General features: G+C 70.9%; 23 protein-coding genes. 16 read left to right on the top strand and 7 right to left on the bottom strand.

Going from position 1 to position 23044, the window contains the following annotated elements:
• Positions 1-170 precede the first annotated feature (170 nt).
• The 7 genes from ACFPLC_RS09115 (at position 171) to ACFPLC_RS09085 (ending at position 8113) form a co-directional block, all read left to right on the top strand.
• Positions 171-1841, top strand: coding sequence for an ABC transporter substrate-binding protein (locus ACFPLC_RS09115; protein ID WP_378199662.1), 1671 nt, complete (start codon positions 171-173; stop codon positions 1839-1841).
• Positions 1842-1858: 17 nt separating this feature from the next.
• Positions 1859-2926: an ABC transporter ATP-binding protein gene (locus tag ACFPLC_RS09110; protein WP_378199665.1), complete on the top strand. Its 1068-nt coding sequence runs from the start codon at positions 1859-1861 to the stop codon at positions 2924-2926.
• On the top strand, positions 2923-3903 hold the full coding sequence (locus ACFPLC_RS09105) for an ABC transporter permease (RefSeq protein ID WP_378199668.1): 981 nt from the start codon (positions 2923-2925) through the stop codon (positions 3901-3903). The genes ACFPLC_RS09110 and ACFPLC_RS09105 overlap by 4 nt, the downstream gene beginning before the upstream one ends.
• A gap of 1 nt (position 3904) precedes the next feature.
• The gene (locus ACFPLC_RS09100) at positions 3905-4888 is read left to right on the top strand and encodes an ABC transporter permease (RefSeq protein ID WP_378199671.1); all 984 of its coding nucleotides are present in this window, start codon (positions 3905-3907) and stop codon (positions 4886-4888) included.
• Entirely contained in the window at positions 4885-5877 is a 993-nt protein-coding gene (locus ACFPLC_RS09095; RefSeq protein WP_378199674.1) for an ABC transporter ATP-binding protein, read from the top strand. Before ACFPLC_RS09100 ends, ACFPLC_RS09095 begins: the two co-directional genes overlap by 4 nt.
• Before the next feature lie 35 nt (positions 5878-5912).
• Positions 5913-7316: a GH1 family beta-glucosidase gene (locus ACFPLC_RS09090; RefSeq protein WP_378199677.1), complete on the top strand. Its 1404-nt coding sequence runs from the start codon at positions 5913-5915 to the stop codon at positions 7314-7316.
• A gap of 173 nt (positions 7317-7489) precedes the next feature.
• Positions 7490-8113 carry a DUF2306 domain-containing protein gene (locus ACFPLC_RS09085; RefSeq protein ID WP_378199680.1) on the top strand — a complete coding sequence of 208 codons (624 nt, stop codon included), beginning with the start codon at positions 7490-7492 and terminating at the stop codon, positions 8111-8113.
• Here the strand turns inward: ACFPLC_RS09085 and ACFPLC_RS09080 are convergent.
• Positions 8061-9224: an acyl-CoA dehydrogenase family protein gene (locus ACFPLC_RS09080; RefSeq protein ID WP_378199683.1), complete on the bottom strand. Its 1164-nt coding sequence runs from the start codon at positions 9222-9224 to the stop codon at positions 8061-8063. The genes ACFPLC_RS09085 and ACFPLC_RS09080 overlap by 53 nt on opposite strands.
• On the bottom strand, positions 9221-11563 hold the full coding sequence (locus ACFPLC_RS09075) for a bifunctional salicylyl-CoA 5-hydroxylase/oxidoreductase (RefSeq protein WP_378199686.1): 2343 nt from the start codon (positions 11561-11563) through the stop codon (positions 9221-9223). Before ACFPLC_RS09075 ends, ACFPLC_RS09080 begins: the two co-directional genes overlap by 4 nt.
• Positions 11564-11630: 67 nt before the next feature.
• Here ACFPLC_RS09075 and ACFPLC_RS09070 point away from each other — a divergent pair, with 67 nt between their 5' ends.
• Positions 11631-12032 carry a RidA family protein gene (locus ACFPLC_RS09070; RefSeq protein WP_378199689.1) on the top strand — a complete coding sequence of 134 codons (402 nt, stop codon included), beginning with the start codon at positions 11631-11633 and terminating at the stop codon, positions 12030-12032.
• 39 nt (positions 12033-12071) lie between these two features.
• Here ACFPLC_RS09070 and ACFPLC_RS09065 read toward each other — a convergent pair whose 3' ends face one another.
• The gene (locus tag ACFPLC_RS09065; protein ID WP_378199692.1) at positions 12072-12914 is read right to left on the bottom strand and encodes a PaaX family transcriptional regulator; all 843 of its coding nucleotides are present in this window, start codon (positions 12912-12914) and stop codon (positions 12072-12074) included.
• Between the two features lie 52 nt (positions 12915-12966).
• On the opposite strand from ACFPLC_RS09065, the gene ACFPLC_RS09060 reads away from it, so the two are divergent.
• From ACFPLC_RS09060 to ACFPLC_RS09050, 3 genes are all read left to right on the top strand, one after another.
• Positions 12967-13644, top strand: a complete 678-nt coding sequence (locus ACFPLC_RS09060; RefSeq protein ID WP_378199694.1) for a GNAT family N-acetyltransferase — start codon at positions 12967-12969, stop codon at positions 13642-13644.
• Between the two features lie 121 nt (positions 13645-13765).
• A complete protein-coding gene (locus ACFPLC_RS09055) occupies positions 13766-14425 on the top strand; it encodes a hypothetical protein (protein ID WP_378199886.1) in 660 nt (219 codons plus the stop codon).
• 58 nt (positions 14426-14483) lie between these two features.
• Positions 14484-14843, top strand: a complete 360-nt coding sequence (locus ACFPLC_RS09050; protein WP_043789246.1) for a PLDc N-terminal domain-containing protein — start codon at positions 14484-14486, stop codon at positions 14841-14843.
• Here the strand turns inward: ACFPLC_RS09050 and ACFPLC_RS09045 are convergent.
• A complete protein-coding gene (locus tag ACFPLC_RS09045) occupies positions 14840-15304 on the bottom strand; it encodes a MarR family winged helix-turn-helix transcriptional regulator (RefSeq protein ID WP_191306926.1) in 465 nt (154 codons plus the stop codon). The two genes, ACFPLC_RS09050 and ACFPLC_RS09045, sit on opposite strands and share 4 nt — an antisense overlap.
• A gap of 103 nt (positions 15305-15407) precedes the next feature.
• Here ACFPLC_RS09045 and ACFPLC_RS09040 point away from each other — a divergent pair, with 103 nt between their 5' ends.
• Positions 15408-15830 (top strand): nitroreductase family deazaflavin-dependent oxidoreductase, encoded by a 423-nt coding sequence (locus ACFPLC_RS09040; protein WP_191306927.1) that lies wholly within the window; start codon positions 15408-15410, stop codon positions 15828-15830.
• Here ACFPLC_RS09040 and ACFPLC_RS09035 read toward each other — a convergent pair.
• Both ACFPLC_RS09035 and ACFPLC_RS09030 read right to left on the bottom strand, forming a co-directional pair.
• The gene (locus tag ACFPLC_RS09035; RefSeq protein ID WP_378199699.1) at positions 15827-16993 is read right to left on the bottom strand and encodes an acyltransferase family protein; all 1167 of its coding nucleotides are present in this window, start codon (positions 16991-16993) and stop codon (positions 15827-15829) included. The two genes, ACFPLC_RS09040 and ACFPLC_RS09035, sit on opposite strands and share 4 nt — an antisense overlap.
• Positions 16994-17074: 81 nt before the next feature.
• Positions 17075-18367, bottom strand: coding sequence for an FAD-binding oxidoreductase (locus ACFPLC_RS09030; protein WP_378199702.1), 1293 nt, complete (start codon positions 18365-18367; stop codon positions 17075-17077).
• A gap of 90 nt (positions 18368-18457) precedes the next feature.
• Here ACFPLC_RS09030 and ACFPLC_RS09025 point away from each other — a divergent pair, with 90 nt between their 5' ends.
• Genes ACFPLC_RS09025 through ACFPLC_RS09015 form a run of 3 tightly spaced genes read left to right on the top strand, consistent with a single transcriptional unit; the run spans position 18458 to position 21185 of the window.
• The gene (locus ACFPLC_RS09025) at positions 18458-19342 is read left to right on the top strand and encodes a LysR family transcriptional regulator (RefSeq protein WP_378199704.1); all 885 of its coding nucleotides are present in this window, start codon (positions 18458-18460) and stop codon (positions 19340-19342) included.
• 47 nt (positions 19343-19389) lie between these two features.
• Positions 19390-20187, top strand: a complete 798-nt coding sequence (locus ACFPLC_RS09020; RefSeq protein ID WP_378199707.1) for an oxygenase MpaB family protein — start codon at positions 19390-19392, stop codon at positions 20185-20187.
• 38 nt (positions 20188-20225) lie between these two features.
• Positions 20226-21185 (top strand): DNA polymerase domain-containing protein, encoded by a 960-nt coding sequence (locus ACFPLC_RS09015; RefSeq protein ID WP_378199710.1) that lies wholly within the window; start codon positions 20226-20228, stop codon positions 21183-21185.
• A 69-nt stretch (positions 21186-21254) separates the two neighbouring features.
• On the opposite strand, the gene ACFPLC_RS09010 is transcribed toward ACFPLC_RS09015, so the two are convergent.
• Positions 21255-22004: a CDP-alcohol phosphatidyltransferase family protein gene (locus ACFPLC_RS09010; protein WP_378199713.1), complete on the bottom strand. Its 750-nt coding sequence runs from the start codon at positions 22002-22004 to the stop codon at positions 21255-21257.
• Between the two features lie 67 nt (positions 22005-22071).
• Between ACFPLC_RS09010 and ACFPLC_RS09005 the strand changes: the two genes are divergently transcribed.
• Positions 22072-23034, top strand: a complete 963-nt coding sequence (locus ACFPLC_RS09005; RefSeq protein WP_378199716.1) for a zinc-dependent alcohol dehydrogenase — start codon at positions 22072-22074, stop codon at positions 23032-23034.
• Positions 23035-23044: the final 10 nt, after the last annotated feature.

Here is a 23044-nt window from a genome sequence, read left to right as displayed (position 1 = left end):
GTCTAGACCGCCATTCTTTCAAAACTTAAACTTAGATACAAAAAGTTACCGCCGTGTTATTGACGTGACCCGAGTCACCCGGGTTGACTTCGGGACGTCGTTCGGTCGCCGGCGGTCGGGGCCTCGCAACCAGTCGACAGCACGTAGTCGTCGATGACCAGGAGGAACCGATGCGAGTCAAGCGCTCCATCGTCGCAGCGCTCGTAGCCATGACCGCACTGACCGGCCTCACGGCCTGCTCGGGCGGAAGCTCCACCGCGGCCCAGAGCAACCCGGACGCCGTGCTCACCGTCGGCAAGCCGGACGGCCCGCAGGCGGAGAACAACAACCCGTTCCTGGAGACGTCCGCCCTGTCGAACATGGGCTACCGGTGGATGATCTACGAGCCCCTCGTCATGCTCAACCGCGTCAAGCCGCAGGAGCCGGGCAAGCCGTGGCTGGCCACCAAGTGGGACTGGTCGGACAACTACAAGAAGCTGGTCCTGACCGTCCGTGACGGCGTGAAGTTCTCCGACGGGCAGCCGATGACCGCCGAGGACGTCGCCTACACCTTCCAGCTGCTGCGCGACAACAAGGCGCTGAACGTCGACGCCGTCCCGTACAAGGACATCACCGCGGCCGGCAACCAGGTCACCCTGGCCTTCGACGGCTCCCAGTTCGTCAACCAGGTCAAGATCCTGCAGACCCTGGTCGTGCCGAAGCACGTTTGGAAGGACGTCAAGGACCCGGCGCTCGACCTGGTGAAGAACCCGATCGGCACCGGCCCGTACACGCTCAAGTCGGCCACCCCGCAGACGATGATCGTCACGCGGCGCGACAGCGGCTACTGGCAGGAAGCGCCGAAGGTCAAGGAGATCCGCTACACCTCCTACACCGACAACAACGCGCAGGTCAGCGCGCTGGTCAACGGGGCTTCCGAGTGGAGCTTCGTGTTCATCCCGAACTACAAGGCCGTCTACACCAACAAGGACCCGCAGCACTACAAGCTGTGGTTCCCCGCGCAGCTGGCCGTCCACGGCCTGTGGTTCAACACCGAGAAGGCGCCCTGGAACGACCCGAAGCTGCGCCAGGCGATCAACAAGGTGATCAACCGCGACGACATCTTCAACCAGGGCGAGGCCGGCTACTTCTACCCGAAGAACGACCAGGTCACCGGCATCCCGACCCCGGCGGGCGATCCGTTCATCGCGCCGGAGTACAAGGGCAAGACGGTCCAGGTCGACGTCCCGGGTGCGAAGTCGCTGCTGACGGGCGCGGGTTACCAGTTCAGCGGCGACAAGCTCACCGACCCGGGCGGCAAGCCGGTCACCATCAAGCTCACCGTCCCGTCGGGCTGGTCGGACTACGTCACCGACCTGGAGATCATCAAGGACAACCTGGCGCAGATCGGCATCACCGCCACGGTCGAGAAGATGAACCAGGACGCCTGGATGAAGTCGGTCGACACCGGTGACTTCGAGGGCCTGATGCACTGGACCAACGACGGGTCGACGCCGTACGACATGTACCGCGACGTCATGGACGGCAACCGCTACAAGCCGACCGGCCAGGGTGGCATCAACGGCAACTACGGCCGCTACAAGAACGACGAGGCGACCAAGGCGCTCGAGACCTACGCGAACGCCGAGGACGACGCCGCCCGCACCGCCGCCATGGCGACGCTGCAGAAGATCATGATCGAGCAGCAGCCGATGATCCCCACGTCGGCGGCCAACTCCGGCGGCGAGTACAGCACGAAGAACTGGGTCGGCTGGCCGGACGACGCCAACCCGTACGCGCCGGCCCAGCCGACGCTGCGCAACGCCCTCGACATCGTCCTGCACCTCAAGCCCGCGGCCTGACGATGGCGGATTCAGCCGTGACGACCGAGCAGTCCCCCTCCGACCCCGTCGCCGTCGGGTCGGAGGGGGACCTCCCCGTGGTCCTCGAAGCCACGGGCCTCACCAAGCACTTCCCGGTGCGCCGCAAGGGCCGGGCCGCCCTCACCGGCCCCCGGCGCAGCATCCAGGCCGTCGACGACGTGACCCTGACGCTCCGCCGCGGCCGCGTCACCGCACTGGTCGGCGAGTCCGGCTCCGGCAAGTCGACGGTCGCCCGCCTGCTCGCGGGCCTCTACCCGCGCACCGGCGGCGACATCCGGCTGCACGGCGAGACGGTGAACGTCAAGCACGGCAAGGCGTTCCGCGCCTACGCCCGCCGCGTGCAGATGATCTTCCAGGACCCGTTCGCGTCGCTGAACCCGGTGCACACCGTGCGCTACCACCTCACGCGGGCGCTGAAGATCCACGGCCGGGCCGGTGAAGACCTCGAGAAGGCACTGCACGAGCTGCTCTCGCGCGTCCAGCTGACTCCGCCCGAGCGGTACGTCGACAAGTTCCCGCACGAGCTGTCCGGCGGCCAGCGCCAGCGCGTCGCGATCGCGCGGGCGCTCGGCGCCGACCCGGAGGCGCTGCTGGCCGACGAGCCGGTGTCCATGTTGGACGTCTCCATCCGGCTCGGCGTGCTCAACCTCTTGCGCGACCTCAAGGAACGCCTGCACCTGGCGATCCTGTACATCACGCACGACATCGCGTCCGCGCGCTACTTCGCCGACGAGACGATGGTGATGTACGCGGGCCGCATGGTCGAAGGCGGCGACAGCGAAACCGTCACCCAGCGGCCGGCGCACCCGTACACCCGGCTGCTCATCGAATCCGCCCCCGACCCGGACCGGATCGCGGGCGGTGGCGACCCTTCGGAGACGTCGGCGGAGCGCGGGTCCGGCGAACCGCCGAGCCTGATCGACCCGCCGTCCGGCTGCCGGTTCCACCCGCGCTGCCCGGTGGCGATGGCCCGGTGCGAGACCGAGCTGCCGCCGCGCTTCGACGTCGGCGACGCGCCCGGCCACTGGGCCGCCTGCTGGCTGTACGACGGGGCCGCCCGATGAGGTACCTGCTGCAACGGCTGGGCTTCTACGTCTTCACCGCGTGGGCCGCCGTCACCATCAACTTCTTCATCCCGCGGCTGATCCCGGGCGACCCGGTGCAGTCGCTGATCGCCAAGAACCAGGGCATGATCAGCGCCGAAGCGATGCAGTCGCTGTACGTCCTGTTCGGACTGGACAAGAACGAAAGCGTGCTCTCCCAGTACTTCGACTACTGGGGCCAGCTCTTCCGCGGTGACCTCGGGATCTCGTTCACGTTCTTCCCGACGCCGGTGTCCGACCTGCTCACCGACAGTCTGCCGTGGACGATCATCCTGGTCGGCATCACCACGGTCGTCGGCTTCGCGGTCGGCACCGGGCTCGGCGTGGTCGCCGGCTGGAAGCGCGGCTCGTGGGTCGACGGCCTGCTGCCGGTGACGACGTTCCTCTCGTCGATCCCGTACTTCTGGCTCGGCCTGATCGCGCTGGCGCTGCTGGCCGGCCCGGGCAGCTTCTTCCCGTCGTCCGGCGGCTACGACCCGGGCACCGTCCCGGGCTGGGACCCGGCGTTCATCGGCAGCGCGGTCCAGCACAGCCTGCTGCCCGCGCTGACCATCCTGATCAGCTCGATGGGCAGCTGGATCCTGGGCATGCGCAACATGATGGTCACCGTCGCGTCGGAGGACTACGTCACCGTCGCGCACGCCAAGGGCCTGCCGGAACGCCGGGTGATGGTCGGGTACGCCGCGCGCAACGCGCTGCTGCCGAGCGTGTCCGGGTTCGCGCTGGCCCTCGGGTTCATCGTCGGCGGCACCCTGCTGGTGGAGATCGTCTTCTCCTACCCGGGTGTCGGCTACCAGCTGTTCCAGGCCGTCGGCTCGCAGGACTACCCGCTCATGCAGGGCATCTTCCTGATCATCACGCTGTCGGTGCTGGTGGCGAACCTGTTCGCCGACGTCGCCTACCTGGCGCTCGACCCGCGCACCCGGAAGGAGGGCTGACATGGCCGTACCCGCGGCGGACGTCAAGGCCGCCCAGGCCCTCCCGCTCGAAGCGGTCGCGCGCCGGCGCCGCTTCCGGTTCCTCACCGGCGGCAAGACCGTGACCGGTGTTGCCGTCATAGGCTTCTTCCTGATCGTCGCGGTGATCGGTGACTGGATCGCGCCGTACGACCCGTCGGCACGCAGCAGCGACCTGCTGGAACCGCCGTCGGGACGGCACTGGTTCGGCACCACCCACCTCGGCCAGGACATCTTCAGCCAGGTCGTGGTCGGCACGCGCAGCGTCATGCTGGTCGGGCTGGCCGCCGGGATCGTGGCGACGATCCTCGCGGTGATCGTCGGCGTCACGTCCGGGTACCTCGGCGGCACCCCGGGCGAAGGCCTCTCCGCACTGTCCAATGTGTTCCTGGTGATCCCCGCGCTGCCGCTGATCATCATCATCGGCAGCGCGGTGCCCACCGGCGGCGACATCCTGGTCGCGGTGATCATCGGGTTCACGTCGTGGGCGTGGGGCGCGCGGGTCCTCCGGGCGCAGACGTTGTCGCTGAGAGGCCGTGAGTACGTCGAGGCGGCCCGGGCCACCGGCGAATCGACGTGGCGGATCATCTTCTTCGAGATAATGCCGAACCTGACGGCGGTGATCGCGTCCAGCTTCGTCGGCACGGTGATCTTCGCGGTGATGTCGGAGATCACGCTCGCGTTCGTCGGCGTCTCCGGGCTGTCCGACTGGAACTGGGGCACGATCCTCTTCTGGGCGCAGAGCCAGCAGGCCCTCGCGCAGGGCGCGTGGTGGTGGTTCGTGCCGGCCGGGCTGGCGATCGCCATCCTCGGCACGGCGTTGTCCCTGCTCAACTTCGGCATCGACGAGTTCGTCAGCCCGCGGCTGCGCGGCAGCGGCAAGGCGCGGGTGCGCGGTGCGGACGGGAAGGTGCATCGCATGCGGGTGGGCTTCACGCCCGTGCTCGGGCGGGAGGAACGGCCATGATGGACCCGGTGCTGGAGATCAAGGGCCTGGACGTCGACTACGGCGTCGGCGAGGAGGCCGTGCGCGCGGTCCGGGACGTGCACCTGACGCTGCACCGCGGCGAAGTGCTCGGCCTGGCCGGGGAAAGCGGCAGCGGGAAGTCCACTTTGGCCTACGGGCTGACGCGGCTGCTCGCCCCGCCGGGCGTGATCCGCGGCGGCGAGGTGATCTACCACCCCGCCGACGGCGAGCCCTACGACGTCCTTCGCCTGACCGACAAGCAGCTGCGGGACTTCCGGTGGGCGGAGACGTCCATTGTGTTCCAGGGCGCGATGAACTCGCTGAACCCGGTGCACAAGGTGGTCACGCAGCTCGTCGACGTCATCAAGGCGCACGAACCGCGGACCACGAAAGCGGGCCGCATCGGCCGTGCGAAGGACCTGCTCAAGCTCGTCGGCATCTCGGCCGACCGGCTGGAGGCCTACCCGCACCAGCTGTCGGGCGGAATGCGGCAGCGGGTGATGATCGCGATGGCGCTCGCGCTGGAACCGCGAATCGTCATCATGGACGAGCCGACCACCGCGCTCGACGTCGTGATGCAGCGGCAGATCCTCGGTCAGCTGGTGGAACTGCGCGAACGGCTGGGCTTCTCGGTCCTGTTCATCACGCACGACCTGTCGCTGCTGGTGGAGTTCTCGGACCGGATCGCGATCATGTACGGCGGCCGGATCGTCGAGCAGGCACCGGCGGCCGACCTCTACCGGGACGCGCTGCACCCGTACAGCCACGGCCTGCTGAACTCGTTCCCCGCGCTGCGGGGACCGCGGCGCGAGCTGGCCGGGATCCCCGGCTCGCCGCCGGACACGCGCGGGATGCCGTCCGGCTGCGCCTTCCACCCGCGGTGCCCCCAGGCCTTCGAGCCGTGTCCCGACCGGGTGCCGCTGCTGGGAACGCCCGGTGACCCGGCGCGCGAAGTGGCGTGCTGGCTGCATCCCGTCGCCACTTCCTGAACGCCGGTACCCGCTACCCCTGGAGGAGAGCCGCCTTGACCGAGACCACCGCCGCGACCGCCGAGCAGCAGGCGCTGATCGACACCCTGCCGCCGGACTTCCGCTGGGGCGTGGCGACCGCCGCGTACCAGATCGAAGGCGCGGTCTCCGAGGACGGCCGGACACCGTCCATTTGGGACACGTTCTGCCGGGAGCCTTGGGCGATCGACAACAACGACAACGGTGACGTGGCATGCGACCACTACCACCGGATGCCGTCCGACATCGGGCTCGTGTCGGAGCTCGGGGCGGACACCTACCGGTTTTCGGTGGCGTGGCCCCGGGTCCAGCCGCGCGGCCGCGGCGGCGTCAACGAGGCGGGCATCGGGTTCTACGACCGGCTCGTCGACGAGACGCTGAGCCGCGGGATCACGCCGTGGCTGACGCTGTACCACTGGGACCTCCCGCAGGAGCTGGAGGACGCGGGCGGCTGGCCGGCGCGCGACACGGCGTACCGGTTCGCCGACTACGCGATGCTGGTGTTCGACCGGCTTTCCGACCGCGTCCGTCACTGGACGACGTTGAACGAGCCGTGGTGCTCGGCCATGCACGGGTACGTCCACGGCGTGATGGCGCCGGGCCGCCGTGACTACGCGGCGGGGATGCACGCGGTGCACCACCTGCTGCTCGGCCACGGGCTGGCGGTGCAGCGCATGCGCGAGGCGGCTCCGGCGGACACGCAGTTCGGCATCACGCTCAACATGTGCACGGCCGACCCGGCCACGGACTCCCCGGAGGACGTCCGCGCGGCCCGCCAGGCGGACGGCCTCGGCGTCCGGATCTACCTGGACCCGCTGGTCCACGGCCGCTACCCGACGGACGTGGTCGAGGACCTGGCCGCCCGCGGGGTGCGGCTGCCGGTCCAGGACGGCGACCTGTCGGTCATCTCCACCCCGCTGGACTTCCTCGGCGTCAACTACTACTTCGGCCAGCAGTTCTCCGGAGTGGACGAATCCGGGTCTGCTGTGGACTCGGACGGCGTCCCGGCGTCCCGGGTGGTCCCGTTCGGCGAGCCGACGACGGCGATGGGCTGGGAGATCCTGCCGGGCAAGTTCACGGAGCTGCTGACCCGGCTGGGCCGCGACTACCCGGGCCTCCCGATGTACATCACGGAGAACGGCTCGGCGTTCGACGACGACCCGGACTCGTCGGGCTTCGTCCGCGACGACGGCCGCACGGCGTACTTGGCTTCGCACATCGCGGCGGTGGCGGCCGCGCGTCAGGCCGGAGTGGACGTACGCGGGTACTTCGCCTGGTCCCTTTTGGACAACTTCGAGTGGGCGTACGGGTACGCGAAGAGGTTCGGCCTGATCCGGGTGGACTACGAGACGCAAGCGCGGACGATCAAGCAGAGCGGGTACTTCTACCGCGACACCGTCCGGCGGGTGCGGGGCAGCTGAACGGCGGTGGGGTGAGCCCCACCACGGTGGCGGTGGCTCACCCCATGGCTCCTGCCGGGGGCTTTCCCTAGCGTCGGATGAAAAGCCGACCTCGGGGGGAAGCCATGACCGTTCGCACGGAAGTCAGACCCGCACCTGCCGCAGCGACGCCGAGGTGGTGGCGACGGCCTTGGGTGGTGCCGCTCGCCCTGGTCGTCGCCGTCTTCCTCGCCTACTCCGTGCCGCCCTATCTCACTCTCGACCCGGCGCAGTCACGGGTTCCCGCGCCCGCCGGGTTCGCCGCGCACTACTGGCTGCTCGTCGCGCACATCGCGTTCGGGACGATCGCCATCGTCGGCGTCATCCTGCAGATCTGGCCCTGGCTGCGCAGGACGCACCCGGTGGCCCACCGCCGGATCGGGCGGGTCTACGTCTTCGCCGGTGCGATCCCCTCTGCCTTGCTGGCTGCGGCGATCGGTGCCGTGAGCCCCTTCGGGCCGGTGCTCGCCGTGCTCGACGTCGTGGCCGCGCTGCTGTGGCTCGGCTTCACCGTCGCCGGGTGGCGGGCGGTTCGGCAGCGGCGGTTCGCCGATCACCGGAAATGGATGATCCGCAGCTTCGCCATGTGCATGAACACCCTGATGACCCGGGCGCTGTCGCCGGTCTCGTTCCTGCTGCTCATGCCGCGGATCGAGGACAAGGAGACGCTCATCCTCAACGCGGCCACCCTGTCGGGATCGCTCAGTGTCGTGACCTTGCTGCTGCTCAGCCAGTGGTGGCTCGACCGGACGCCGAAGAAGCCAGCCAGCGCGCGATGATCGTCCGCTGGATCTCCGACGCGCCCTCGTAGATGCGGGGCGCCCGGACCTCGCGGTACAGGTGCTCCAGCAGGTGCCCGCGCCGCAGCGCGCGGGCACCGTGGAGCTGGACCGCCGAGTCGACGACGAACTGCGCCGCTTCGGTGGCGAACAGCTTCGCCATCGCCGCCCGGCCGCCGAGGTTCGGCTCGCCCGCGTCGTACGCGCCCGCCGCCGCGTAGACCAGCAGCCGCGCCGCTTCCGTGCGGGTGGCCATCTCCGCGAGGGTGTGCGCCACCGCCTGCTGCTTGATCAGCGGGCCGCCGAAGGCTTCGCGAGACCCGGTGTGGTCCACAGTGGCGTCGAGCGCGGCCTGCGCCATGCCGACGGCGAACGCGCCGACGCTCGGGCGGAACAGGTCGAGGGTCCGCATCGCCACGGCGAAGCCGCGGTTCTCCTCGCCGAGCAGTTCCTCCCGCCGGACGGCGACGCCGTCGAACGTCACCGTGCCGATCGGGTGCGGGCTCACCAGGTCGAGGTGCTCGCCGCCCAGGCCCGGGCGGTCGGCGGGGACGACGAACGCGCTCACCCCGCGCGAGCCCGCGTCCGGCGTCGTCCGGGCGAACACCGTGTAGAAGTCGGCTTCCGGGGCGTTCGAGATCCACATTTTTTCGCCGGTGAGGCGCCAGCCGTCGCCGTCGGGCTCCGCGGCCAGTGACAGCGCCGCCGCGTCCGAGCCCGCGTCCGGCTCGGTCAGCGCGAACGCCGCCACCGCGTCGCCCGCCGCCACCGCGGGCAGCCAGCGTGCCACCTGTTCGTCCTGCCCGGACTGCAGGATCGGGTAACTTCCCAAGCCCTGCAACGCCAGCGCCGTCTCGGCTTCGGTGCTCACCGTGGCGAGATTCTCCCGCAGGATGCACAGGTCCGTCGCGGCCGCCTGCCTCGACGGCGTGCCGGAAGCGACGCCGGGGAACAGCCGCGCGAGCAGGCCGAGCGCACCCATCGCCTTGAGCAGCGGGCGGTTGACCGCACCCTCCACACCGGACTCGGCGAGCGGGCGCAGCTGCTCGGCCGCCAGCCGCCGGACCTCCGCGGCGAACGCCTGCTGCTCGGGGTTCAGCGTGAAAGTCATGAGGAGGCTCCCGGTCGCCAGCGGGCATGGGCGGTGCCGGCCGGGCCGGACCGGACGAGGTCGAGCCGCGGCTCCGGCCCGTCGGAGCGGCCCGTCTGCGGCTTGCGGCTGCCCGCGGCGAACGGCTTCGGCCACGGCATCGGATAGCCTTGTTCGGCCGCCGCGTGCAGCGTCCACTGTGGATCGTAAAGGTGGGTGCGGCCCAGCGCGCAGAGGTCCGCGCGGCCGGCCAGGATCAGCGAATTGACGTCGTCGTAGGACGAGATCGCGCCGACCGCGATCACCGCGATGCCGTACTCCTCGCCGATCTCGTTGCGGATCCGGTCGGCGTACGGCGTCTGGTAGCTGCGGCCGTACTGCGGACGCTCCTCGCTCACGACCTGGCCGGTCGAGACGTCGATGCCCGCGGCGCCGTGGGCGGCGAACGCCCGCGCGATCTCGACGGCGTCGTCGGCGTCGATGCCGCCCTCGCACCAGTCGGTCGCCGAGATCCGGACCGTCATCGGCCGCTCCGGAGGCCAGGCGGCGCGAACGGCGTCGAAGACTTCGAGGGGGAACCGCAGCCGGTTTTCGAGTGAGCCGCCGTAGTCGTCCGTGCGGCGGTTGGTCAGCGGTGAGAGGAACGACGAGAGCAGGTAGCCGTGCGCGCAGTGCAGTTCGAGGACGTCGAACCCGGCGCGGGCCGCCGCATGGGCGCACGCGACGAACTGGTCCCTGATCTCCGAAAGTTCCGATGTGGACAGTTCACGCGGCACTTGGTTCCGGTCCGAATAGGGCAGTGCCGAGGGCGCGCAGACCTCCCAGTTGCCGGACGGCAGCGGCTCGTCGATGCCGTCCCACATGAGCTTCGTCGAGCCCTTGCGTCCGGAGTGTCCCAACTGGACGCCGATCCGGGCCGGTGTCTGCGCGTGCACGAAGTCGACGATCCGCTTCCAGGCCGCTTCTTGTTCCGGTGTGTACAGCCCACCGCAACCCGGCGTGATCCGGCCTTCGGGGGAGACGCAGACCATCTCGGTCATGACCAGCCCGGCGCCACCCAAAGCCTTGCTGCCCAGGTGCACCAGGTGGAAGTCGCCGGGCACGCCGTCCTCCGCGGAGTACATGTCCATCGGGGACACGACGATCCGGTTGGGCAGTTCGAGGCCCCCGAGGGAGAACGGCTGGAACATCGGCGGCCGTGACGTCGTCCCGAGCGACCGGGCGTACCAGTGGTCGAGCTCGGCCGCGAACTCGGGGTCGCGCAGGCGGAGGTTGTCGTAGGTGACGCGGCGGCTGCGCGTCAGGATGTTGAACGCGAACTGCGGCGGCTCCTGGTGGGCGTACTGCGCGATGTTCTCGAACCACTCCAGGCTGGCCTGCGCGGCCCGCTGCGTCGACGTGACGACCGGCCGCCGTTCCAGCTCGTAGGCCTTCAACGCCTCCGGCACGCCGTCGTTCTCGTGCAGGCACGCCGCCAAGGCGAGCGCGTCCTCCATCGCCAGCTTCGTGCCGGAGCCGATCGAGAAGTGCGCGGTGTGCGCGGCGTCGCCGAGGAGGACGACGTTCTCGTGCACCCACGTCTCGCAGCGGACCGTGCCGAACGAGACCCACTTCGAGTTGTTCGCCATGACCTGGTGGCCGTCGAGGACGTCGGCGCACAGCTCGCGGATCAGCGCGATCGACTTCTCGTCGCTCTCGCCGGGCTTCAGCGAGGTCGCCGCGATCGGCCCGAACGTCCGCTGCCAGACGTCCTCCTGGACTTCGAGGATGAACGTGCTGCCGTCGCGGCCGTACGGGTAGCCGTGGATCTGCATGATCCCGGCCGGCGTGTCGAGGACGTAGAACTTGAAGGCGTCGAACACCAGATCCGTGCCCAGCCAGATGTACCGGCACCGGCGGGTTTCGACGCTCGGCCGGAACGTCTCGGCGTACCGCGCGCGCATCGCCGAGTTGACGCCGTCGGCCGCGACGACCAGGTCGTACCCCTCGAGATCGGCCGGTGCTTCCTCGCGGAAGTGCAGGCCGACGCCGAGTTCGCCGCAGCGGCTCTGCAGGATGCCGAGCAGGCGCTTGCGGCTCATCGCGGCGAAACCGTGGCCACCCGAGGTGGTCACCGTGCCGCGGTAGTGGACGTCGATGTCGTCCCAGCGGGCGAATTCGGCCTTCATCGCCTCGTGGACGGCCGCGTCGGCGTGCTCGATGCCGCCGAGCGTCTCGTCGGAGAACACCACGCCGAAGCCGAAGGTGTCGTCGGGCGCGTTGCGCTCCCAGACGGTGATTTCGTGGCCGGGACCGAGCTGTTTCGCGAGCGCGGCGAAGTACAGACCCGCCGGGCCGCCACCGATGACCGCGATTCGCACGCCGTCCAGGGTATGTCGTGGTGACTACGACCGTCAATAACGCGAAAGATGGCGTACCGTGTCCGGCATGGAACGCATCAACCCGCCGGAGCTGGGCAAGCCGTCCGGGTTTTCGCACGCGGTGGTGGCCGAGGGGCGGGTCGTCTTCCTCGCCGGGCAGACCGCGCTGGACGCGTCGAACAAGATCGTCGGCGACGGTGTCGTCGAGCAGTTCGAGCGCGCCCTCGGCAACCTGCTGGCGTCGCTGCGCGCGGCCGGCGGCTCGCCGGAGAACCTCTGCAGCGTGACGATCTACATCGTCGACATGGCGGACTACCGGGCCCACGCGCGCGAGATCGGCGCGGTCTGGAAGCGGCTCGCGGGCACGGAGTACCCGGCGATGGCCGGCATCGGCGTGTCCCGGCTGTGGGACGAGGAGGCCCTGGTCGAGCTCCAGGGCTTCGCGGTCGTGAGTGGTAAGGCGGGTTAGAACCCGTCTTACCACTCACGACCTGCTGCGGCAGACTGCTCAGCCGAGGTTGATCGCCTTGGCGACGTACGCGCGGGCCGGCGTCTCCAGCTTCGCGTGCAGCTCGAAGAACAGCTCGGCCGCGCGGATCCCGGACCAGCCCGCCGGCAGGAACTCCGCGGGCAGGCCCGGGTCGAGGTAGGGCATCCGCCGCCAGCCGGTCAGCACCCGGACGTAGTCGGCGAAGGCCTGCTCGCCGGTCACGGACTTGCGGCGCAGCGCCGGGCCGTGCTCGTCGAGGAACGTCGTGTACAGCTCGTCCAGCCGGTCGAGGTCCCACCAGTCACGGACCTTCGCCGCGATATCGCCGAAGGCCAGGTGGTCGGCGCGGAACAGGTCGGCGTACCCGGCCAGGCCGAGCCGGGTGAGCGCTTCCTCGGTCGCCGCGTGTAGGTGGGCCGGGGCGATCCAGACGCCGGAAGCCGCGGTGCCGAAGCCCATCCGCGCGAGCTGGGTGCGCAGGAGGTGGCGCTTGTGCCGTTCGGTCTCGGGCACCGAGAACACCGCGAGCAGCCAGCCGTCGGCCGGGGTCGCGCGCCCGCGCCGGAAGATCCGCTCGTCGCCCTCGCGCAGGATGTCCCGGGCGGCGTCGGACAGCTCGTAGCCCGCCGTCGCGTCGCGGCGCACCGCTTCGAGGATCCCGCGCCGCTTCAGCCGGGAGATCGACGAGCGCACCGCGGGCTCGTCGACGCCGACGACGGCCAGCAGGTCGATCAGCGAGGCGACCGAAAGCCAGCCGCCCTCCGTGCGCGAGTACAGGCCGTACACCGTCACGATGAGCTGGCGAGGCTGGGCGGACCGGCCGGAGCCGTCCAGTTCGGTTGCCTCGGGTACGGCCGTCATCGCGCCACGATAGCAACTCCCGCCCGGATCGCTCCGCTACGATTTCGCCGCGATGCTGCCAGCCACCAAGGGGATCTTCGACCGGCTCACCCGCCGCGGGCGCCTGATGACCAAGCGGACCTGCGACCGGCAGGGCCACGTGCTGCGCGCCGGGCGCTACCTCTTCCGCACGCCGACCGCGTGGGAGTACGCCGCCGCGGCGGCAGGCGGCAGTGATCCGGCCGCGCAACGGTGGCTCGGCTGGCAGCCCGACTCGATCGTCGCCGAGCCGATGCGGGCGGACGCGCTGCGGGTCGTGCCCGGCACCGGGCCGGACTGGGCGTCACCCGATCCGCAGTCCGTCGACCTGGTGATGATCGACGTCGAGGCCGGTCGCTGCGCCGGGCTGGTGAGCGTGCACACCGGCGAGGACGGCGGCCCGGAGACCGGCGGCTACCTGGCCCCGGACTACCGCGGGCGCGGGTGCGGGCGGGTGCTCTTCGCGGCCGGGCTGACGCTGGCCCACGAGCACCTGGGCCTGGCGCGGGTGCGCGCGGGCGTGGAGGTCGGCAACATCGCCAGCGCGCGGTCGCTGCAGGCGGCCGGGCTCGCCCGGGTCGCCGGCCCGCCGACGTACCGGCTGCCGGACGGCCGGATCATCGAGGCGTGGTGGTTCCAGCACGACGTCCCGCGCCCGGCGCAGTGTGGTGGCCCGCAGGCGGCCTGGTTCCCGGCGTCTTCGGTGCTCTGACGCTTCGGCCGTCGCCGACGTTTTCCGCGGCTAACTTCGCCGTATGACTTCGCTTTCCGCTCCGGTTCCGCCCGTGCCCCTCGACGTTCCGCCGGGCAGCATCGCCTGGCTGCGCGCGTCCGTGGCCCGCTTCAGCAACGGCCCCGACCACGTCCGGCGGCGGGCGCTCGCCGTGGATCTCCTGGCGCCGCTCGACGCGGATTCGTTGCGGCGCAACGCTTTCGAGCGGACCCGCCGGATCGTGGCCGAACTCGACGTCGTCGACGTGATGGCCGTGGTCGCGCGGCCGGTGCCGGTCGGGGTGCTCGCCGAGGCGCTCGGCCTGCCGGACGTCTCGGCCGACGTCGCCGGAGTCGCGGCGGCGTACCACCCGCACGTATCGCCCGGTGCGGCCGAGGAAGCGGCGTTGACGCGGCTGGTCGCGGTCTGCGGCGGCCCGACCGAACTCGCGGCGGCCCGGATCGGCCTGCTCGTGCAGGCCTGCGACGCCACGGCGGGTCTCATCGGCAACGGGCTTCGGGCGTCGCTGACCGGAAAGCCCGCCGAGCAGCCGGTGCTCGCGACGCGCCGCCGGGTCGGCGGCGAGGACGTGACGGTGTCCCTCGCCGGGACGCCGTTCGGGGCCGGCCCGCGCGCGTGCCCGGGGTCGCGGCCCGCGCTCGCCCTCGCGGCCGGCGTTCTCGAGGCGTTGCGCGGTTTCCGCCTGACAGAAGGGGAACCGGCTTGGGTTTCCTCGCCGAATCTTCGGATGCCCGCGGTGCTGCGGGTGACCCGCGGCTGAGCTGTTTCGGCCTTCTGCTAAGACTTACCGCGTTCATCCGGTGGGGGAAGGCGGGAAATTGCTGTACTTCGACGGCCTGCTCGGCATCGTCACGCTCGGGTTGTGGATCTTCTGCCTGGTCGACGTGATCACGACGGACGAATCGTCCTGCCGCAACCTGCCGAAGGGCCTCTGGCTGCTGCTCGTGCTCGTGGTGCCGCTGGTCGGCTCGATCATCTGGCTGGTCGCGGGCCGTCCGCAGCAGGTGACGCGGGCGCGCGGGCCGTACGAGCGCCACGCGCCGGCGTTCCCCGAGTACGACCGGCCGGGCCGGTTCGCGGCGACGAGCCCGGAGGACGACGAGGAATTCCTCCGGAAGTGCCGGGAACGCGCGGAAGCCCAGCGCAAACTGGCCCGGGAAAAGCGCGGCGACGCCTAGCAGGCCGGTCCGTCGCAGGTGCCGCGTTCGTAGGCTTCGAGCGTGGTGATCACCAGCTGCCGCTCGGCGGGGGTCAACGGCGTCAGGGCGTCGCTCCAGGCCTTCGCACCGCGGGCGAGCCAGGCGTCGACCGCCGGGCGCTTGTCCTCGGCGATGCTGACGATCGTGCGGCGGCGGTCGGCCGGGTCCTCGTCGCGGTTCAGCACGCCCTGACGGCTGAGGTCGCCGACCATCAGGCTCGCCGTCGTCGGCGCCACCTGGAGGCGGGTGGCGAGTTCGGTGACCGTCATCGGCCCGTCGAAGAGCAGGTACGACAGCAGCGAGAGGTGCCGGGGCGCCAGCGCGCAGCCGTCCAGCTCCGCCGGCACCGGGGTGCGCTTCGCGCGGCCGACCAGGCGGGGCATGAGCAGCAGCAGCTGCCGCACGCCGTCCTCGACACTCGGTCCGGCCTCCGTTGACACCACGCACTTCCCGTCGGTAGCTTTGCTTGCAAAGCAAACGCTTCAGCTCGTCCGAGCCTACCTCGCGCCCGGTCGAGCGTACCGGCCAGAAACAGGGGATCCCATGACCACGCCAGCCGAGATGAACGACTTCAACCAGCAGGTCGTGGCGGAGTTCCGCGCCAACGACGGCAAGGTCGGCGGCATGTTCGCGGACAAGAACGTGCTCTTGCTCACCACCATCGGCGCGAAGAGCGGCGAAGAGCGCCTCTCACCGCTGGTCTACACCCGCGACGGCGACCGTTACGTCATCGCCGCGTCCATGGGCGGCGCGCCGAAGAACCCCGCCTGGTACCACAACCTCGTCGCCAACCCGAAGGTCACCGTCGAGGTCGGCACCGAGAAGTTCGAGGCCACGGCCACGGTGATCGCCGACCGCGCCGAGCGTGACCGCCTCTACGCGGGCATGGTCGCGCACGCCGAGGGCTTCGCCGACTACGAGAAGAAGACCGACCGGGTCATCCCGATCGTGGTCCTGGAGCGCTAAGACCCGATCGGCGCGGGCTTGGGCTCGGCGCGCGTCTTGGCGGGCGGGGCAACTTCCTGCCGGGACTCGCGCCGGGCCTCCTTGCGGGCGATGACCCGCTTGCCGACGTCGATCAGCGGCTTCTCGACCCATCGGTGGATCAGGTCCGCGATCGCCAGGCCGACCAGGAACACCGTCAGCGCCGAGACCGTCCGGTGCGGGGCGAGCCCGGGCACCGCCTGCACGACGACGAAGTGCACCGGCCCCTGCAGCAGGTACAGCGAGTACGACCGCTCGCCGACGAACCGCATCGGGGCCGTGCCGAGCAGCGAGCGCAGCGGGCCCGGGCTCACCAGCACGATCAGCAGCAGCATCGTCAGCGCCGCGTACGCGACCAGCAGCCAGAGGTTGTTGCGGGTCTCGTGCCACAGGTCGTCGAAGTTCGTGTGCAGCAGCGCGAACGCCGCGACGATCGGGATCGCCGCCAGCAGGTGCGTCAACGGCTTCAGCAGCGCGTACCCGCGGCGGTAGTGCAGCAGGATCGCCAGCAGGCAGCCGCCCGCCAGGATGAAGTAGTGGATCGTCGAGCGGTAGATCGCCGTCTGCGAGTACTCCAGGACCCAGCCGCCGGTGGTGAGCGGGACCAGCGCCAGCAGCGCGACCATCGCCACGCCGACCAGCAGGAACTTGCGCTTCGCCGCGCCGATCCCGATCGCCACCAGCAGGAACGGCCAGACCAGGTAGAACTTCTCCTCGATCCCGAGCGTCCACGAGCCGCTGAAGAAGTTGTCCGCGCCGTGTGTGGCCGCCGGCAGGAACTCGTTCAAGAACGTCAGGTAGTACTTCAGCGCCTGCGGGAAGTCGCGTGAATGGAACTCGCCGCGCAGGATGACGAAGGCGACGATCCCGCCGAGGATCACCAGGTACGGCGGCAGGATCCGGAACACGCGCCGGATGTAGAAGTTCGACAGCGAAATCCGGCCGGTCCGGTCCTGCTCGCGCAGCAGCAGCGTCGTGATCAGGAACCCGGACAGCACGAAGAAGAGGTAGACGCCGACCCAGCCCGACAGCCACGTCCAGTTCGGCCCGCCGAAGTGGAAGAAGATGACCATCGTCGCGGCGAGCGCGCGCAGGCCGTCGAGCCCGGGGAACCGCCGCATGCCGAGGTAGTCCTCGTGGCTCATCGTGCGCAAAACGGTTCCCCTAACGGCGTGATCAGGCCGGCCGAGTATAGGGCGCGGCCGTTTCCCGGCCGGGTCCCCTCCTCACCCGGCCCGGAAGACGTTCCCGGCGTCGTACCGGCGCTTCAGCTCCCGGAGCCGTCGCAGATCGGCGGCCGGGAAGACGCTTTCCGCGACCTCTTCCGGCGCGTGCTCCCCGTAGACGAACGGCAGCAGCCGTCCGGTCGTCCACGGCGCCAGCGCGTCGAACAGTTTCGCGTGCGCACGCCGGACGTCCGCGACGCCGTCGCCGTCCACGACCGACAGCGCCCGGACGACGTACTCCGCCGAGGAGTCCCAGCCCACGCCCGGCGTCTCCGGGTTTCGGGCGAGCGCGCCGCCCAGCCGGTCGATGATCAGCACCGGCGGCGCGGCCGCGCCCGGGCCGGCGTGCTCGAGGACGGCGTCGAGCATGGCGTCGTTCAGCTGGGAGACGGTCGCGTTGGTGCCGTGGTAGCCGTGCGGCTGCCGCGGCTCGGCCGCGATCGAGCCGGATTCGGTGAACGGTATCGTCCGCAGCGTGTCGGCCAGCGCGGGGGCGGCGGCCCGCAGCGGCGCGACGACGTCGTCGCCGTTCTCGCCGAGGTAGGCGATCCGGACCTGGGCGACGTGCCGGCCGCGCACGGGCGCGGGCACCATCGGCAGGTCGGGGTACTGGATCATGGCCACTGACGTCGTCAGCGTGTCCGGCGCGGCCGCCGACCACGTCCGCCACACGCGCAGCACCGCGGGCACGTCGGCGCTGTCGAAGGTGAGGCTGCCGCCGTAGAGCTCGCGGACCGGCAGGAGGGCGAACTCGATCGCCGTCACGACACCGAAGCCGTCGCGGCCGCCGCGCAGCGCCCAGAACAGGTCCGACCCCGGCTCGACCCGCCGGAGCTCGCCGTCGGCGGTCACGACGTCGAGGGCGCGGACGTGGTCGGCGGCGCGGCCGTAGCGGCGGGCCATCAGCCCGAAGCCGCCGCTGAGCGTGTAGCCGACGACACCGACGTCGGGGGACGAGCCGCTGAGCGGCGCCAGGCCGTGCTCGCCGGCGGCTTCGATCACCGCTTCCCACCGGGCACCCGCTTCGACGCGGGCGGTGCGGGTGCCGGGGTCGATCTCGACGCCGGTCATCCGCCGGGTGCTGATCAGGACGCCGTCGGTGCCGGCGGTCAGGCCGTGCCCGGTGGCCTGGACCGCGACGGACAGCCCGTGCCCGGCCGCGTACCGCACCGCGGCGACCACGTCCTCGGCGCTCTCGGCGGCGACGACGGCCGCGGGCGCGGTGGCCACCGCCGTCTGGAAGCCGGTGATTTCGTCGGCGTACCCGGCCTGACCGGGGCGGAGGAGGTTCATCTCGGGTCCTTTCGTTGGCTGTCTCCAGCTTCGGACGAACCCGATCAGAAGTCCAAGATCTGGTTTGTCTACTGACTAGAATCAATGCTTATGGAACTGCACCAGCTCGCGTACTTCGTCGCCGTCGCGGAGGAAGGCAGCTTCACGCGCGCGGCCGAGCGGCTGCACGTCGCCCAGCCCGGGGTGAGTGCGCAGGTCAAGCGCCTGGAGCGGGAGCTCGGGCAGGAGCTGCTGGACCGCTCCGGCCGGACGGTCCGGCTCACCGACGTCGGCGCCGCGGCCCTGCCGCACGCCCGAGCCGCGCTCGCCGCGGTTAAGGGGGTGCGCGAAGCCGTCGAGGAGCTCGCCGGGCTGGTCCGCGGGCAGGTGGCGATCGGCATGGTGACGTCGGTGGGGCCGGTCGGGCTGCCCGACCTGCTGGCCGGGTTCCACGAGCGGTACCCGGCCGTCGCGATCACGCTCTCGGAAGCCGACTCCGACACCATGCTCACGGCGCTGCGTGAAGGACGGCTCGACCTCGCCGTCGTCGGCATCTCGACGGCCCCGCCGGCCGGTATCGCGACGCAGGTGCTGCTCGAGGAGCCGTTCCTGGCCGTCACCGCTCCCTCCGGTCCGCTGGCCGGGCGGTACGAGGTCGGCATCCCCGACCTCGACGGCCTGCCGCTGATGGCCCTGCCGAAGGGCACGGGCCTGCGCACGGCGCTGGACGCGGCCTTCGCGGGGGCGGGGCTGACCCCGCGGATCGCCTTCGAGGCGGCCGACCCGAACTTCCTGGTGCAGCTGGCCACGCGCGGGCTCGGGGTGGCGATCGTGCCGGAATCCCTGGCCCGGTACCACCAGGCGGAGCTGCACGTCGTCGGGCTCCGCGGCCCCGGGTTGCGGGGGATGCTGGCGCTGGCGTGGCGGACGGAGGGGCCGCTGAGCCCGGCGGCCCGGGCGCTGATCGCGTTCGCCCGGGCGGCGCACCGATCTTGACGGATCGTCAACAGCGGCGTTCCCTGGAAGGTCCAGGAGGTGCGCCGATGCCCGAGACCGCCCTTCGCGACGCCGTCATCGGCGCCGGGCTGCTGGCCGGCAGCGCGAACGTGATCATGCAGCTCTCCCGCGCGCCGGTCGGGCACGGCGTCCTGGAGAGCCGGGTCGACAGCGGCAACCTCTTCCGCCACCCGGTGAAACGGACCCGGACCACGCTGACCTACCTGGCCGTCGCGACGATGGGCTCCGACGCCGAGCGCGCGGCCTACCGGAAGGCCGTCAACCGGGCCCATACGCAGGTGCACTCGACCGCGTCGAGCCCGGTCGCCTACGACGCCTTCGACACCGGCCTGCAGCTGTGGGTCGCGGCCTGCCTGTACAAGGGCTTCGAGGACGTCTGCCTCGCCTTCTCCGGCGGCGAGCCGGAGCGGTTCTACGCCGAGGCCGCTGTCCTCGGCACCACGCTGCAGGTGCGTCCGGAGATGTGGCCCGGCGACCGCGCGGCCTTCGAGGCGTACTGGGCGGGCGGGCTGGCCGAGGTGCGCATCGACGACAGCGTCCGCCGCTACCTGACCCGGATCGTCGACCTCGAGTTCCTGCCGCCGGTCTTCGCGGTGCCCGGCCGCCGGTTCCACCGGTTCGTGACCACCGGGTTCCTCCCGCAGCGCTTCCGCGACGAGATGCGGCTGCCGTGGACCGCCGCCGACCAGCGCCGGTTCGCCGCGTTCCTCGCCGCGCTCGGCCGGGCCGTCCGCGTGCTGCCCGGGCCGCTGCGGCGGTTCCCGTTCAACGCCTGCCTGTGGGATCTGCGGTGGCGGCTGCGGACCGGACGTCCGCCCGTTTGAGAGTTGACCGCCTCGCGGGGGACCGCGAGGGTGGGCGGATGAGCGGCGACGAAATCAGGCACGGCGTCAAGCTGAGCAGTCTCGACCAGGAGGTCTTCCCCGACGCGGGGGTCACCAAGCGCGAGCTGATCGGCTACCTCGAAGCGGTGTCGGACCGGATGCTGCCCGAGCTGCACGACCGGCTGCTGAGCGTGGTGCGGGTGCTGCGCGGCCAGGACGCGTTCATGCAGAAGAACCTGCCGAAGTACACGCCGGAGTGGGTGGCGCGCCGGGCGCTGTGGGCCGATCGCTCGCGGCGGGAAGTCACCTACGGCCTCTGCAACGACCTGCGCACGCTGATCTGGTTCGGCAACCAGCGCGCGATCGAGTACCACACGTCGCTGTTCCGCGGTGAGCCCGCGAGCGGGCCGACGCACCTGATCCTCGACCTCGACCCGCCCGCGGACGCCCCATTTTCGCTGGCCGTCGGGGCCGCGAAGCTGGTGCGGGAGGCGTTGCGCAACGACGGCCTCGACGGCGCGGTGAAGACCAGCGGTTCCAAGGGCGTCCACGTTTTCGTGCCGCTCGCGCCGGGTCAGGCGATGGAGGACATCGCGGCGGCGACCCGCGCGGTCGCGGCCCGGGCCGAGCGGATCGACCCGGCGCTGGGCACGACGGAGTTCGTGGTCGAACGCCGCGAAGGCAAGGTGTTCCTGGACTCGACGCGGGCCGGCGGCGCCACGGTCATCTCGGTCTACAGCCCGCGCCACCGCCCGGGTGTTCCGGTGTCCTTCCCGGTCCGCTGGGCCGACGTCGACGGCGTCAAGCCGGCCGACTTCACCGTGCACACGGTCCCGGACCTGCTGGACGGCGGCGACCCGTGGACCGACGAGATGCCGGAGCCCTTCGTGCTGCCCGCGGACCTCGTCGAGGAGGGACACACGATCCCGATCGCCCGCGTGGTCGCGATGCACGAGGGCAAGCGCCGGGCCCGCGCGGCCCGCGACTCCGGCTCCTGACGCAGTGAATGACTCATTCCTGGCGTCGGACGCAAGGAATGAGTCATTCACTGCGCGGCGAGCGGGGGGTCAGGCAGCCTGGTTGTGGCCGTAGCCGAGCGGGCGGCGCAGGGTGACGCGGGTGAGCGTGATGATCCGGGCCGGCTCGACGCGGTGGCGGGCCAGCCAGACGACGTCCCGGCCGAACGACCACGTCAGCGACGCCAAAGCCAGCGCGACCGCCGCGAACGTCAGGGCAAAAGGCAGCAGAGCCGAGACCGCGACCACGAGGACCACGCCCTGCACGGCCGCCACCGTCTTGCGAGCCATGCTCGGGTACAGCGGCGCGGTCAGCCAGGGCATGGTCCACGAGGCGGCGACGAAGACGTACCGCATCAGGCCGATCGCGAGCACCCACAGCCCCAGCGTGCGGGACACCTGGATGCACAGCAGCAGGATCAGGAACGCGTCGACCTCCATGTCGAAGCGCGCGCCGAACTCAGACGCCGTCCCGGTGCGGCGGGCCACCTGGCCGTCGAGACCGTCCAAAAGCAGCGCCACGCCGACCAGGCCGACCAGCCAGCCGAGGGAAAAATCACCCTCGGCGATCAGCGCCGCGGCGCAGCCGACGAGGACCGCGCGGGCGAAGGTGATCCAGTCCGCCGGTCCGAAGGCGCCGCGGCCGCTGCGGCGCAGCCCCCACTCGGTGAGCAGCACCAGCGCAACGCCGTAGACGACTCCGGTCGCCCAGGCGAGCGGCGAGAAACCGCCCGCGAAGACCCCCGCGGCGAGCACCGGCGCCGGAACCACCGCACGCAGGAGAAGGTCCTGTTTGATCATCGTCGACTCCGCGAATTGCTCATAGGGTGGCGACACCAGCCTCCGGTCGCCCGCTGAGGAGAAACACGTGGAACAGGCTTTCTGGGTTCAAAGTCCCGGCTCGGGAGAGCTGCGCGAGGAGCGGCTGCCCGCGCCCGGACCGGACGACGTGCTCGTCCGCACGCTGTACTCCGGGGTGAGCCGCGGCACCGAAACCCTCGTCTTCCGCGGCGGGGTGCCGGCCAGCCAGCACGACGTCATGCGCGCCCCCTTCCAGGAGGGCGAATTCCCCGGCCCGGTCAAGTACGGGTACCTCAACGTCGGCGTCGTCGAACAGGGCCCGGCGCACCTCCGCGGGAAGACCGTCTTCTGCCTCTACCCGCACCAGACCGCCTACGTCGTCCCGGCGAGCGCGGTGACGCCGGTGCCGGATTCCGTTCCGCCCGGCCGCGCGATCCTCGCCGGCACGGTCGAGACCGCCGTGAACGCCGTGTGGGACGCGCGTCCGCGGCTCGGTGACCGGATCGCCGTCATCGGCGCCGGGATGGTCGGCTGCAGCGTGGCGAAGCTCCTCACCGGCTTCCCGGCCACGCGCGTGCAGCTCGTCGACGTCGATCCGGCCAAAGCGGACATCGCCGCCGCGCTCGGGGTGGAGTTCTCGAGCCCCGAGAAGGCGCTCGGTGACTGCGACCTCGTCGTGCACGCGAGCGCGTCCGAGGCCGGGCTCGCCAAAGCCCTGGAGCTGCTCGCGCCGGAAGGGGAGGTCGTCGAGATGTCCTGGTACGGCGACCGCCCGGTCAGCGTCCCGCTCGGCGAGAACTTCCACTCGCGACGCCTGGTGATCCGCAGCAGCCAGGTCGGGACGGTCGCGCGGCCCGATCGCAGCTACGCCCAGCGCCTCGCCGTCGCCCTGGATCTGCTGGCCGATCCGGCGTTCGAAGCGCTGGTCAGCGCCGAATGCGCGTTTAAGGATCTTCCTTCCGTGCTACCCCGGTTGGCGGCAAATGAACTTTCCGCCCTCTGCCTCCGTGTCATGTATCAGCCGCAGTGACCACGTCCAC

Origin of the sequence: Amycolatopsis plumensis, from assembly GCF_042652605.1 — a bacterium.
Taxonomy (GTDB): Bacteria; Actinomycetota; Actinomycetes; order Mycobacteriales; family Pseudonocardiaceae; genus Amycolatopsis; species Amycolatopsis plumensis.
The sequence above is the reverse complement of the archived record's forward strand: the minus strand, read 5'-3'. Positions and strand labels throughout refer to the sequence as shown.